Origin of the sequence: Vibrio sp. D404a (assembly GCF_030248535.1) — a bacterium.
Taxonomy (GTDB): Bacteria; Pseudomonadota; Gammaproteobacteria; order Enterobacterales; family Vibrionaceae; genus Vibrio.
Genome location: NZ_JAHGAJ010000040.1, coordinates 26,114 through 40,431, shown reverse-complemented (window position 1 = coordinate 40,431; position 14,318 = coordinate 26,114). Strand labels below are relative to the sequence as shown.

Genomic DNA, 14,318 nt, shown 5'->3' with positions numbered 1-14,318 from the left:
GATGAACACTTTGGCTTGTTTGAAAACGAGAGATAGGAGCCTCAAACGCTGGTGTGCGCGAGCTGTCGTAATAAGCACCGCTGCTGCTTCTGTAGTGAGCGCGAGCGTATTGGCAGATGATAGCCAACTGAGCCTAGCTTGGGACTGGCAGGTCAGCGCTGAAACGGTGCAATCACGGGAAACGCCATGGTTGAATGAGCCTGAATATCATCGCCAGTCGGTCAATGCATTACTCGATCTTGAAGTGAACTACGCGCATTGGCTAGGGCTGTTCTCGATTAAGGGCGATGATCTCTATCATGCGCAAAGCCGACATCAGGTACCCGACAGTCACAGCGATACGCAGTTGATCGTACGTGAGCTGTTTTGGCAGCACAGTGTCGAGTTCTCATCATCCATCACCGGAGAGCACTATCTGGATATTACCCTAGGCAAAATGCGTCTCGATTGGGGGGTCGGTTACGGCTACCGCCCATTGGATGTGATTAAACCTTACCGACAAAACCCCGTAGGGATTGTTGCCGAAGAAGGGGCCGGCGTGGCTTCGTTATCTCTATTTGATAGTAGTGGTGAATGGACTCTGCTCTACAGCGACTCTTCATGGGGCTCGCAAGAAGTAAACCAGCTAGAAGAGGCAAGTGAGCAGCAAGGTATAGGGATTAAACGCTACAACATGGTCGGTGACCACGAGTATCAATGGCTCGCCTACTACGATGATGTCAGACATGGATTGTTTGGCGCGAGTTTGGTGTCCGTGCTTAACCTAGCGTGGGAGTTTCATGGTTCGATGGTTTATCAACGCCACAGCCTTGGTTATAGCTTGCCTGATGATCCATATCAGCCAGTTCAGTTAGAGGAACAAGGTGATGCCTTCCAAGCTCTGGCAGGGCTGACATGGGCTAACGATACCGGGCACAACATTGTGCTTGAATATTGGTATGACAGCCGAGCATGGAGTAATTCTGAGTGGCAAACGGCGTTAGACCGAGCTCAAGATCTATCGCAAATGCCTGCAGCTCAACCTCTAGCAAGTGCTTATGCGCAGGGGTATCAGCATGCAAACATCGTTGAACACAATCTGATGTTTCATTGGTCATTGGACTCAAGTGGTTGGCGTCACCTGTTTGCTGATGGCATTTCAACATGGGCGTGGCTGGACGATGTTACGCCGACACTGGATGTGATGGTCGCGCCTCAAGATGGTGGCGTCATCGCTACTCAATGGATCAACTATCAAGCATTGGATAACGGTGATGCATCGGTTGAAGTGGAACTTGCTGCACGCTTTTTGGGCGGAAACAAGGAATCTGCTTACGCTAATTTGCCGGATAGTCATATGATTCTATTAAATATTAAAGGACGATTTTAATGAGTGAATCTGGATGTAAACAGTACTCTTGGTTTAAGAGTTGGTTAGTGACCACCCTGTTTTGTATCGTGATTAGCGTGACAACCCAAAGCATTTGGGGAGGGCCACTATTCACCAACGCCATGATCAGTTTTGGCTTTGGTTATAGCGCGGTATTTTCTTCTTTTGTCCTCATTAAGTTGTTTCCCGATACGTCACGCTTATTAGAGATCGCCATCTCAATGGTATTTGCTCTGACAGTCGGAACACTCAACGCGCACTATTGGCTAAATGGCTTTTTTGGTGAGGGGATATCCGAGCTTAAGTCGGTGATCTTTCTCGGTGTCATTTTCTGTTCGGTCAGTTACTACTATTTCTACACCAGAGAGCAAAAGCTGCGTGCAGACAATGAATTAGAAGTGGCTAAACGTCGCCAAGCCGACCAAGAGAAAGTGGTGGTACTCAGTCAGTTAAAGCAGCTGCAGAGCCAAATTGAGCCGCATTTCTTGTTCAACACGTTGGCAACGGTTAGTGCTTTGATTGAGACTGATAGTGATAAGGCAAAACTGATGCTGGATAAGCTTACTGAGCTTTTGCGAGTCACATTGCGTAATAGTCGAAGTGAGCAATCAACCATTGCCCAAGAGAGTGATCTGTTGGATGCGTATCTGAATATTCAGAAAATTCGTTTGGGTGAGCGCCTGACTTTCAACATAGATAAGAGCCAAGTCAATTCAACACAAGTGATCCCGCCATTTTTGATTCAGCCCTTGGTTGAGAATGCCCTCACTCATGGGATAGAACCTAAGGCTGCCGGTGGTGAGCTTATGATCCGATTCAGTGTCGAACAAGAGTGGTTGACGATCGACGTAGTTGATAATGGCTTAGGGTTGTCTAGCTCGTCCAATAGCGGAGGCCATGGTGTGGGGTTGAATAATATCCGCCAGCGCATCGCGATGTTATTTGATGAACAGGCGAGCTTATCCATCAAAGAACAAGCTGCGGGTGGTGTGGTGGCTCAATTAAGACTACCGCTCTCAGGCCAATAGAAATGGCGATTTACAGTGTGAATTTTAAGGAAGAATAATGGCGAATATGGCAAACAATAACGGCTTTACTGCCATCATAGCGGACGATGAGCCTTTGCTTCGCCATCACTTAGATAAGAGCTTGGCTGACGTTTGGCCAGAGCTCGACATCCTTGGTCGGGCACAAAATGGTACCGAGGCGAAACAGATGATTGAGGCGCACCAACCGGATGTGGTGTTCCTTGATATTCGAATGCCTGAGCTTGATGGTATGGCGCTCGCAAAACAGTTGCAGAAGCTGCCTGACGCGCCCCTCGTGGTCTTTATCACGGCTTACGATGAGTATGCCGTGCAAGCCTTTGAGCGCAACGCCGCAGACTATTTGCTTAAACCTATCAATGAAGACCGTTTATTAGCGTGTTGTGAAAAGCTAAAACAGCGCTTATTGGCACGTCAGCCCGAGCCCCCTGTTGATATGGGTTCTCTGATGCAACACATTCAACAACTTTCCCAAACCGTCGCCACACCACAATACCTTACTTGGCTTAAGGCACATTCGGGCGATGATATTCATCTTATCGCAGTAGATGAGGTGCTCTACTTCAAAGCAGAGGATAAATACGTCTCGCTGTTTAAGGTCGGAGAGGCAGACAATGTTGAAGAGTTCATTCTACGTACGTCTCTCAAAGAGCTGCTTGGTCAGTTAGAGCCAGATACATTCTGGCAGATACACCGATCGGTGGTGGTGCGTGTTGCAGCAATCGATAAGGTCAGTAAGAGCTTTTCAGGACAGATGTCCGCCTATGTATCAGGGGTAAAGTTACCGGTAAGTCGTTCATCACAAAGCCTTTTTAAAGGCATGTAAAGATAAAGAGCCAAGTGCTGGATTTACAACTTCTACTAATAGTTCTCAATATTGAAAGGCTAACGCACTGAAATTTATAAAATAAAGATCGCGATCACAAAGATATTCATGTGATTTAGTATTAAGCAGGAATTATTCACCCGATCTGTATATTGTCACGCAGTGGCATATAAGAGGTTGTTATGAAAAATTATTGTTTAGTGGTTGCGTTGGGCGCGACCTTAATGGGTTGTAGCTCGATACCCAACCAGAGCCCCATTCAATCCGATCCATCTTGGGCGACAGGTCAGCTTGATAATGGGCTGACCTACCATGTCTATCGTGACCGTGAAGCGCCTGTGTCGGTTAGGCTAGTGGTCCACGCGGGTTCTTTCCAAGAAACAGATCAGCAGAAAGGCTACGCACACTTCGTTGAGCATATGGCGTTTAACGGCAGTGAGAATTTTTCGCAAAATGATGTGATCCGCCTATTTGAAGACGCTGGCGTCAGTTTTGGTGCCGATTTAAATGCTTACACCTCTTACCAAGAGACGGTTTACCTACTCGACTTACCCGACAATAGCCAATTGACTCAAGCTCTAACTTGGATGCGTGATATTGGTGACGGCCTAGAGATCGCCAGCTCTGAAGTGGAAAAAGAGAAGGGTGTGATTCTTGGTGAATTTCGCTACGCACAGCTTGAAGATAAGCAGCTCGCCGATAATTTTTATGACTACTTTATCCAAGGTGGTCAGTATCAATCTAAGGATGCACTCGGCACCAAAGATTCGGTAATGGCCGCTGATCAACAAGGGCTGAGAGGCTTTTATCAAACCTGGTATCAACCTCAGTTGGTTGAGGTCGTGGTGGCCGGTGATATCAATAAAGAAGAGGCGGTTGCACTAATCGACGAGACGTTTGCAGACTGGGAGCGTGGCCAAACCGTTAGGCCTGAAAAGCAGAGAATCACCTCCTTTAATGAAGACGATTTTGTTGAGTATGTGAAAGGTGGCGAATCACCGAGTATCACCTTGATGTTTAATCGTGGTCTTGAAGTAGTAGAGACTCATGAGCAGCAGCATCAACGTTGGTTAGATGGCCTCTCTCAACGCATTATAGAGCAGCGTCTCAACTCAGTATTTAATGAGGCCGCACTGCCTACTCAGTGGATTATTTCTGAAAGATATTCGATGGAGTATCAGCGCTACTCGTTAACCAGCGTGGCGTTTCCTGTTGGGTCTCGTGAAGTTTCCCAACAACAACTTATCTCTACACTGGCGTCGCTGCGTGATTACGGTGTCTCTGAGAATGAGATCGCAAGTGAAGTACAGTATTACGTAGATTGGCTGCAAAATGTTGAGCGCGAATGGGACAACATGAATGGGCTTGATTTTGCGAACTACAAGGTGGGCAACTTGGTGGTTGAGAGCACAATGCAATCGCCTCGTGATGAGAAAGCAAGCCTAGAGGTGTTCGTTGAACAGCTTAACCTCGACACGATCAACACCAATATTCGTGACTTGCTCTCTAGCGACTACTTCTTAGTATTAGGCGTTGATAGAAGCGAAGATAAAGATGCGATCGAGCAGACGACGACAAACTTAAAGGCGGCGTATGCTGCGCCAGGTGTGCAAACCATTCAATCTACCAGTGATCAAAGTTTTGCTGTGCCGATTACACAAGGTGAAGTGGTGCTGGTTGAGCAGATGTATGCTGATCCTTACATTCAAAAGTGGACGCTGAGTAACGGCGTTGATATGTGGTACCTACGCGATACTTATGCTAATGATGAAGTCGGGATGTACTACACCAGCTTAGGTGGAAAAATGGCGTTGGACCCGAGTTTGTACCCTGCAGCGGAGGTGGCGATTGCAACCATAGCACGAAGCGGCGTGGGTAATTTCAATGGGTCTGAGCTGGAAGCGCACCTCGATCGTGAGAGTATTGAGCTTTACTCGTTTATTGACTCAACGCGTCATGGCATTGAATTCAAGTTCTATCAAGATGAAATTAAAGAGGCCTTTGGCGCACTTAACGCAATTGCGACCTCTCCCAATGTCTCGCCTAAGCAATTAGAAGCGGTGAAACAAGAGTTTAATCAGGGCAGAACGGCTTATCTTGACGGTTCTATGGGGCAGTTCGAACAAGCGATGAACCACAATACTTTTCAAGAAAATAGTAGTCACTATTTGATTGATGGAAGTGCTGTAGCGCAGGTCTCAGTCGAACAAGTGCGCCGCGTTCACCAAGCTCTGTTTGACCAAGATCGCCATACACAGTTGGTGATTGTTGGTGACATTGACCCAAGCATCTTGAAACCGTTAGTTAGTCAGTATGTGGCTTCTATTCCGCTGAAAGAGTCTGAGATTCCAGAGTTTTCTGTGGCTTATCGATTGAACAATCAAAAGCGTGTCGATCTCTCTGTGAATACTGAGCAGAGCTCAGAATACATCTTGCGCGTGGTTTCAGAGCTCCCTCCTTCATCTCAGGGTGACAGCGCCAAAGAGGTGTTTATGTCGGACTTGATGCAGCGCATCCTGACCACTCGCTTAGATGCGTATGTTCGTGAAGAGCTGAGCTTGGATTATTCACCTTACGCTTACGCGGTTTCACAAGATGGTGAGCGCAGCAGTGACTGGTTTATTGGGGCAAACATTACACCGACTAACGCTGAAAAAGTTGAGGCTGCCATCGATAAGGTGATGGCTGACCTGCTCAATGGCATCACCGAAGAAGAGGTGAGGGCGGTCGGTAAACAGTTGGAGAATGACTTTGCGCCACTCGATGCCAACCCTGTAGATCAGGCGTGGTTTGTCTCTCGTTATATTATTCATGATTTTGGTGTCGAGGCACTGTTTGATGTGAAGGGCATGGTAAATTCCATCTCCAGTAAAGATATGAACGAGCACGCTCAGCGCCTATTCGGTGAAAACAGTCGTTACTATAAGAACATTCTACGCCCAGCACAGTAGAGACCTGCTGGCGTTTCGCCATAAAGGATGTGTCACCAAAGCCAAGCCAATCGCGCTTGGCTTTTTTATTGGTTTGAGATTGTCAGCGTTGTGTCAAATATGAATAAGGCAGCTTTTAAATCAATTGTATCTTTCATTGCTGTTATATATTGTCGACGTTTCTATCATTTGAGATTGTTTTGAGTTGTTGAAGTTAGGCGCGCGTTTAGTGTTGATGTTGTTTGTACTGAGCTTTGGCTTAGTGAACAGTCACGGCTATTCGTTACCAGTCAAGCCATTTCAAACGGCAACGTCAACCAGCCAATTGTGTCAGCAACTAGCTGAATCTCATCAAAAAATATCTTCAGCAACGCTGCAAGCGTGTGAGCAAACCAAGCTCATTCCTCCTATGGAAGACAGCTCGCACTATCACGATTCCGAGTCTAGTCTACAAGCCAGCACGTTTCGTCGAATACTCAGCAATGAGCAGGATGGCTCGGCCGATATAGAGCCGGTTTATCACCTGCTGATTGACTTCTCTCCCCCTTCATTGCTTGCGTCTTTGTTGCTTAGCGATCCCCTTATGGATGTAAAACAGCACTGGACCAGCGTGATCGCCTCGCCCCCATCTAGGCTTGCCGGATGGAAAGAGGGCAATATTCAATATTCACACTTCCGAGAACTTCTTAGCTAATCGTTTGACCCTGATTGGTCGTATCGATGGTCCCTTACGTCCATTGATCTCGCCAATCCCCAAAACAATTCGCGAATGTGCTCTGCTGCCGTTCAATCAGTTTGCTCTGGTTGCGGTTAGCCATCGATCTCGTTCGCAAGATATTAGCCAAAATAAGAGATCTTGACTGTGAATAAACGCATTCCAAGAAAACAAATCAACCACTACGCAAAGTGGAAATACGTGGTGCTTATCACCACCATCATCATCATGATTCTGAGCGCTTTACCTTCTTGGTTTGGTGAAGATGCTTCGGTTCAAATCAACAACCGTTCTGAGCAGACAATCGACGCCACTCAGGTAACTCAATACCTCGCCAGTGAAGGCATCCAAGCCAAGTCGGCCTATCAAAAAGACAACCGCTTAGTGGTGATTCTAGAAGATGCCGAGCAGCAAGCGAAAGCCAAAGAAGTGCTTAATGAACGCCTTCTAGACAACGCGACGGTAGCGCTAGCAATGGAGCCAGCAGCACCAAAATGGTTGACTGACATGGGCTTTGCACCGATTCAGCTTGGCCTTGACCTACGTGGTGGTGTGCAGTTCTTACTCGAAGTAGACATGGAGCCGGTCTACAACGCGCAAGCTCAAGCGGTAGTCGACGATATTACCAGCCAAGTGCGCTACGCTCGCGGCAAAGTGGTCAACAACCAAGTGGAATTCAACTTCCGTACTGATGCCGATTTTGAAAAAGCGCAAAAGCTGATTCGTGAAGAGTTTCCGCAATGGTTGCGTGACAGCTCAGACAAAAAGCTGACTCTGACTCAATCTGAAGACGAACAAAGAACGCTACGCAACCTAACGGTTCAACAGAACCTGCAAATCATGCGCAGCCGTATTGAAGAACTGGGCATTACAGAAGCTTCCATTCAGCGCCAAGGCGAAAGTCGTATTCGTATCGAATTGCCGGGTGTCCAAGACCCTGCAGCTGCGAAAGACGTAATTGGTGCGACGGCTTCACTGGCGTTCTACTCTGTCTACGATAACCCAACACGTACCACTCAAACGCTAAAAGACACTGACGGCAATCGTGTTGTTGTCGCTCGCAAAGCCGTACTTAGTGGCGAACACATTATCGATGCACGCAGCGGCATTGGTGAGATGGGTAGCGCAGAAGTCAACATCACGCTGGATTCAGCCGGCGGTAAGAAAATGTCTGAGTTCTCTCGTCACAACATCGGTAAGCCAATGGCGACTGTGTACAGCGAATACAGCCGCGACCGAGCCGGTAACAGCGAACAGACCAGCGAAGTAATCAGCGTAGCGAATATCCAATCTCAATTGGGCAGCCGCTTTAGAATCACAGGTGCAGGCACCATGGCTGAAGCGCAAGAGCTGGCTCTGTTGCTTCGTGCTGGGTCATTGACTGCGCCTGTGACCATCATTGAAGAGCGTACCATTGGCCCATCTTTGGGTGCAGAAAACGTGACTAATGGTTTCGCTGCTCTAGCTCTTGGCCTTGGTCTTACTCTTACGTTTATGGCGTTATGGTACCGCCGTCTTGGTTGGGTTGCGAACGGTGCACTTATCTTAAACATGGTGACGCTGTTTGGTTTGATTGCGCTGCTACCGGGCGCGGTATTAACGCTGCCGGGTATTGCTGGCTTGGTATTAACCGTTGGTATGGCGGTAGACACCAACGTACTTATCTTCGAACGTATTCGAGACAAAATGAAAGAAGGACGCAGCTTTGCTAGCTCCATCGATCGTGGTTTCGATAGCGCATTCTCGTCAATCTTCGATGCTAACTTCACCACCATGATTGTTGCTATCGCCCTTTACACCATTGGTAACGGACCAATTCAAGGGTTTGCTTTGACTCTGGGCTTAGGTCTTCTAACCAGTATGTTTACGGGCATTTTTGCTTCACGAGCGATCATCAATTTGGTTTGGGGGCGTGACCAACGCCACGATGTAAGGATTTAAGCATGAGTACTTCAACGAAAATGACTATTTCAGACCGCTATCTTTCAGACAGCAACATGACTCGTCTTCGCAAGGTGATGTCGGTGATCTCTATTGTCCTGTTCATGAGCTCTGTGATGCTGGTGGCAGTGAAAGGGTTTAACTGGGGCTTGGACTTTACAGGTGGTGTGGTTGCTGAAGTTCAACTTTCTGACCAAGTGACCAAAGAGGCATTAAAAACAAAACTTGATACGGCTTTCCAACAAGATGTTCAAGTGGTTGGCATGGCCGAGCAAGACCGCTGGACCATTCGTTACAGCCAATTGACGGATGCACCACAAACTAGCCTAGTTGATGCCTTGGCATCGGTCAGCGATCAAGTGCAGGTGCTTAACAGCAGTGTGGTTGGCCCGCAAGTCGGTCAAGACATGGTTGACCAAGGTGGCTTGGCAGTATTGGTGTGTTTCATCATGATCATGCTCTACCTAAGCGTACGCTTTGAGTGGCGCCTAGCACTGGGCGCTCTGGCTGCAATCATCTACGACGTAACGATTATCCTAGGCTTGTTCGCTTTTACTCAGTTTGAGTTCAACCTAACGGTATTGGCGGCCGTGTTAGCGATTCTCGGTTACTCACTCAATGACTCGATCATCATTGCCGACCGTGTTCGTGAGATGCTGCGTGGTAATCCAAACGGTGAAACCGATAACCTGCTCAACGAATCGGTAAAAGCGACCTTCTCGCGTACTATGGTGACCTCAGGTACTACTTTGTTGACGGTATCTGCACTTTGGTTGCTTGGTGGTGCTGCACTGCAAGGCTTTGCGATTGCGTTGGTTGTCGGGATTCTCAGCGGTACTTGGTCTTCAATCTCGGTCGGTATCACGCTACCTAAGTTGCTTGGATTACTGCCTTGCCACTACCAAATCAAAGTTGTCGATGAGTTGGAAGACAGTCGCCCTTAGACGACTCCCATACTTGATCATGGCTGAGCTTCATTATTGAAAGTTCAACACAATAAATGGCCCCAAGACTGATTTCAGTTTTGGGGCCTTATTTTTAGTGTGGTCAATAAGTTAGAGAAAGTGACTCTATTTCAAAAATCTGCATATTGACGCAGCACCTCTATCCAATATGACTTATGTTTATAAGATGTTAGTTGGAAATGAGGCAAAGCAATGGAATATCGACACCAATGTCATGTGGGCGATCATGGGGATGCACTCAAGCACCCAGTATTGAGTGAGTTTGTTAAAATGCTCATGCAGCAACACTCAACTTTGACCGTGATTGACACGCACTCAGGGACCGCGCGATACGACCTCACTACAGCGCCGAGTAATCATGCTGGTGAGTTTGCCGAAGGGGTTGGGTATCTATGGCGCAATAAGGGGTATCTCCCACATGCCTTCTCATCGTTTATTTCGATCTTAGAGTATTACAATCCTAATCAACTGATCACTGACTATCCGGGTTCCGCCGCGATTGCGTATCAACATGGTCGCAGCCAAGACAGCTTCTATTTTTCGGATATTCAGCAATCTGAGGCGGATTTACTGCGCGCCAACATTGAAGAGATTCAGCAGCAGCGTGGCGTTTCAAGCGCGTTGCATGTGAGTGCCGGAGATGGACTCAAAGCACTTCCTGATGTGGTCGCAAAGAGCGACAGACATCAATTGGTGGTCATCGATCCTCCCTATGAGAGTGACGAAGAGTACCTCGCGGTGATAGATGCATTGGCTAAGGCTTATAAGCAATCTGACAAAGTGTCAGCACTTATTTGGTACCCACTCTATACCGAAGATAAGAGCTCGCTGATCCTCAGCCACTGTTTCGATGCGATGCAAGCGGAAGAGTTGCCAAACCCAATTAAGGCTGAACTGAGATTACGAGATCCAAAAGGAGATGACCGCCTTATCGGTAGCGGATTGTTGCTGTTTAACCCGCCACAAGGGCTTGCAGGCAAGGTCGCCGATATCTTGGAATTTCTGCACCGAGATCTGGCCACCCATGGCGAAGGGTATTGGCAAATGCGTGGCTTAGCATAACGAAGTTGGCATAGTTAAGCGAACAGCGTGTTAACAAGTCATTGTAAAGGATAGGGTTTTTAATTGACCTGACCCTAACTTATAAATGTTGATTAATTCTCGTCAATCATTTAAAACTGAGACTAACAAGCGGAGAGTCGCCCAAATTCAGCTTTGAATTGCGACACACTTAAACAAATAATCTCCATTTTAATCTATGCGGTTTACCCCCTAAACAGCATTAGGCTCGCACTAGTCACGCGAGCCTTTCTTTTGCCTGAAGAAAATTCTTATAGCAAGTTCTCTTCAATCTTCAGTGCTTTCTCGATGAGCTGTGAGTTGAATTCAGTGGCGTTTATAGAGTAGTGCGCTTTTCGGTGGCAATTAGGGCAGAGAGCAATCACGTTTTCAGGACAATCAGCACCACCATCCGCTAATCGTGTCAGGTGATGTACTTCTAGGTAGGGACCAGATTTTGCCTCAAAGGGCGATGCTATTTCACAGCCTTCACAATTTCCATCTGCTCGTTTCTTTGCATAAAGCTTGATAGCGTCACTACGATACTTCACGTGCGTGAGTTGCTCTTTAGGGCTAGCTTTAAGTGGCGTTGAAGCTAAAGCGATGTCTCGCAACTGCTTCAGTGATTTACTTTTAGTTGGCTTGGTAAGGTATGACATTTTTGGAGTTTGAATTGTATCTCCAATACTTTGCGGGACTATATCTAAATGGAAAATTATTGCGTCGCGCAGTTGGTCGTTCTTGTCGGGGCGTTGCTCGATGTGATGACAGATGTAGTTACAAACACCGACGAATCTAACAAGACCAGTTGAGACAGATTCAAATAAGAGAATCTCTTTGAGGTTGTTTTGGTGCTCAAAGATGGCCAAGTTACCTTTAACCATTTTCATGTCACCTTCTTGCCCTTCTCCTGTATATCGGAAAGTGCCGTCTGCACTAAAACCATCAGAGTAGCCAAACTCTTCGCCCGCATCGCTAGTGAAGATAAATACATACGGGTGAGCAGCCGGCGTAGCTATACCACCATATTGCTGACCTTTGTAGCGGCCGTGTATATCTGTGCGTCGATTGTAAACCTGTCCTACGTTGAACAATGGAGAGTCCTCGTTTATTCGTTTAAATTCTAAATATTATTGATATTTTTGTGATTTAAATTTCATATAAAGTTCAAATATAACAGTGGTTTAAATTAAAATATGCAAGTGGATTCTTGGGTATGAAAAGGTATCGGATCGGTCACGTTTCTAAAGAGGCAAGCCTGCTGGGCTCATGCAGGCTTGGTGTTTGTTTAATGCTTTATCATTACAAAGCTGGATAATCGATGTAGCCTTTTTCGTTGCCGCCGAATAGGGTCGTGCCATCGAGTTGTGCTAGCTCATTACCGTTTTGCAGGCGTGATACGAGATCTGGATTTGCTACAAATGGGCGACCAAATGCGACGAGATCGGCGTAGCCTTTGCTTAATACTTCTTCGGCGCGCTGTGGCGTGTAGCCGCCTGCGACGATAATGGTGTTAGAGAATAATTCTCTTAGCTCGACTCGGAAGCTTTCAGGGATAACCGGTGCATCATCCCAGTCGGCTTCTGACAAGTGGAGATAAGCGATATCACGAGCTTGCAGTGCTTTTGCAGCCTCTAAAATCGTTGGCACGATGTCTGGGCAGTTCATGTCTTTGAAGGTGATGAAAGGCGCCAAGCGTACGCCCACTTTGTCTGCACCAATTGCATTAACGACGGCATCCACTACTTCAATTAAAAAGCGAAGTCGCTTCTCGCGGCTGCCACCGTAGTTGTCGGTGCGCTTGTTTGAGTTGGTTCTTAGGAATTGATCAATGAGGTAACCATTACCACCGTGGATCTCGACACCATTAAACCCTGCCGCGATGGCTTTCTTTGCTGCGTTCGCAAAATCTTGAACCACGCGATCGATGTCAGCTTGGGTCATCTCTCTTGGCTGGATGCAATCCACCATATTGCCGTTGCCATTCTCATCTGCAATCCAAACCTGAGTTTCTGTCGGAGCCAAAGCTGACGGTGCAATCGGCAGCTCGCCCTTTTGAAAGGTAGGGTGAGACACGCGGCCGACATGCCAGAGCTGACAAAATATTGCTGCGCCTTGTGCTTTAGCCGCGGTGGTTACTGACTTCCAACCTTCGATTTGTGCATCGGTGTAAACACCGGGAGTGAATGAGTAACCTTGAGAGTCATCAGAGATCTGCGTCGCTTCAGTGATGATAAGCCCAGCGCTAGCACGTTGTCGGTAATAGGTCGCCATCATGTCGTTTGGTACATTGCCCGGTTGACTGGTACGAGCGCGAGTCATAGGTGCCATAACGACACGGTTTTGTAGGTCTAACTCTTTTAATTGCGTCTTGTTGAATAATTTAGTCATGTTGAGAATTCCTATTTTCTGTTGATAGGGACTATTTTATTTATTCGACTGAATTTGATAATTGGCTAAAATATGAATTCATTATTCGGTTTTAGTGAATTGTTGGGGCAGGGTGGATAAGTTTTCAGACATGGCGATGTTCGTTAGCATCGTGAAGCATCAAGGTTTAGCGGCGGCAGGGCGTGAGCTAGGCTTATCACCAGCGACCATGACGGCAAGGTTGCAAGCACTCGAAGAGCGGTATGGCGTGAAGCTGTTGAATCGAAGTACTCGACATGTGTCTTTGACCGACTCTGGCGAGCTATATCACAAGGCGTGCTTGGAGATATTGGATAACGTTAGCGAAGCCGAAAACTTGATTCAAAATGGCGTCAAAGAGGTTAAAGGCCCTTTAAAGATCGCCGCACCGAAAGACATCGGCAAGCAGTACATTCTTCCTATTCTCTCTGAGTTCTGTCAGCAATACCCCGACGTGATCCCTTACCTGTATTTGAACGATAACCTGTCTAATATTGCAGAGTCGGGCATGGATGTGGTGATTCGCTACGGAGAGTTAGTCGACAGCAGTTTGATATCAAGGCGCTTATCCCCGAGCCGACGTGTGCTGTGTGCCTCTCCTGAATACCTTGCCAAGCATGGAACGCCGTTAACGCCTCAAGACTTAACAGACCATGACTGCTTGGCAATGCTGCGTAGTAATGAAGAACTCAAGACTTGGCACTTTCAAGATCACGATATGAAGAAGTCGATTACCGTTGTGCCAAAGCGATTCTCAGACGATGGCGAAGTGATTCGCTACTGGGCATTAAAAGGCGAGGGTATTGCGCTTAAATCAGTGTTGGATGTGCAAGATGACATCAATAACCAACGCCTTGTCACTCTGCTCAACGGCTATATGAAAAACTTCAATACCTCGACCTCTGTGTCGAGTGCTGACTTGAATGTGGTGTACATCAGCAAGAAGTATCAACCTAAGCGAATTCGACTGTTTTTGGATTTCCTAATCGATAATTTTGGTCGTTTGACCGATAAATCAATTAATTAACTCGATATGACAAAACTCTCGAACTGAAAAC

11 protein-coding genes are annotated in these 14,318 nt (G+C 47.0%); 9 read left to right on the top strand and 2 right to left on the bottom strand.

Features of this window, described 5'->3' with window-relative positions; genetic code table 11:
* Position 1 precedes the first annotated feature (1 nt).
* The 8 genes from KI655_RS20655 to rlmJ all read left to right on the top strand — a co-directional run bounded on the left by KI655_RS20655 (position 2) and on the right by rlmJ (position 10,854).
* Positions 2-1,369 (top strand): hypothetical protein, encoded by a 1,368-nt coding sequence (locus KI655_RS20655; RefSeq protein WP_285408333.1) that lies wholly within the window; start codon positions 2-4, stop codon positions 1,367-1,369.
* On the top strand, positions 1,369-2,397 hold the full coding sequence (locus tag KI655_RS20650; protein ID WP_285408331.1) for a sensor histidine kinase: 1,029 nt from the start codon (positions 1,369-1,371) through the stop codon (positions 2,395-2,397). The genes KI655_RS20655 and KI655_RS20650 overlap by 1 nt, the downstream gene beginning before the upstream one ends.
* A gap of 37 nt (positions 2,398-2,434) precedes the next feature.
* The gene (locus KI655_RS20645; protein WP_285408329.1) at positions 2,435-3,241 is read left to right on the top strand and encodes a LytTR family DNA-binding domain-containing protein; all 807 of its coding nucleotides are present in this window, start codon (positions 2,435-2,437) and stop codon (positions 3,239-3,241) included.
* Between the two features lie 182 nt (positions 3,242-3,423).
* On the top strand, positions 3,424-6,192 hold the full coding sequence (locus tag KI655_RS20640) for a pitrilysin family protein (protein WP_285408328.1): 2,769 nt from the start codon (positions 3,424-3,426) through the stop codon (positions 6,190-6,192).
* A gap of 214 nt (positions 6,193-6,406) precedes the next feature.
* Entirely contained in the window at positions 6,407-6,865 is a 459-nt protein-coding gene (locus KI655_RS20635) for a hypothetical protein (RefSeq protein ID WP_285408359.1), read from the top strand.
* A gap of 162 nt (positions 6,866-7,027) precedes the next feature.
* Positions 7,028-8,827 carry a protein translocase subunit SecD gene (gene secD, locus KI655_RS20630; protein ID WP_285408326.1) on the top strand — a complete coding sequence of 600 codons (1,800 nt, stop codon included), beginning with the start codon at positions 7,028-7,030 and terminating at the stop codon, positions 8,825-8,827.
* A gap of 2 nt (positions 8,828-8,829) precedes the next feature.
* Positions 8,830-9,771, top strand: coding sequence for a protein translocase subunit SecF (gene secF, locus KI655_RS20625; protein WP_285408324.1), 942 nt, complete (start codon positions 8,830-8,832; stop codon positions 9,769-9,771).
* Between the two features lie 213 nt (positions 9,772-9,984).
* On the top strand, positions 9,985-10,854 hold the full coding sequence (gene rlmJ, locus KI655_RS20620; RefSeq protein ID WP_285408323.1) for a 23S rRNA (adenine(2030)-N(6))-methyltransferase RlmJ: 870 nt from the start codon (positions 9,985-9,987) through the stop codon (positions 10,852-10,854).
* Positions 10,855-11,123: 269 nt separating this feature from the next.
* On the opposite strand, the gene KI655_RS20615 is transcribed toward rlmJ, so the two are convergent.
* Both KI655_RS20615 and KI655_RS20610 read right to left on the bottom strand, forming a co-directional pair.
* Positions 11,124-11,945 (bottom strand): HNH endonuclease signature motif containing protein, encoded by an 822-nt coding sequence (locus KI655_RS20615; RefSeq protein ID WP_285408322.1) that lies wholly within the window; start codon positions 11,943-11,945, stop codon positions 11,124-11,126.
* A gap of 208 nt (positions 11,946-12,153) precedes the next feature.
* The gene (locus tag KI655_RS20610) at positions 12,154-13,242 is read right to left on the bottom strand and encodes an alkene reductase (protein ID WP_285408321.1); all 1,089 of its coding nucleotides are present in this window, start codon (positions 13,240-13,242) and stop codon (positions 12,154-12,156) included.
* A 112-nt stretch (positions 13,243-13,354) separates the two neighbouring features.
* Here KI655_RS20610 and KI655_RS20605 point away from each other — a divergent pair, with 112 nt between their 5' ends.
* Positions 13,355-14,287: a LysR family transcriptional regulator gene (locus tag KI655_RS20605; RefSeq protein ID WP_285408320.1), complete on the top strand. Its 933-nt coding sequence runs from the start codon at positions 13,355-13,357 to the stop codon at positions 14,285-14,287.
* The last annotated feature ends 31 nt before the right edge of the window (positions 14,288-14,318 follow it).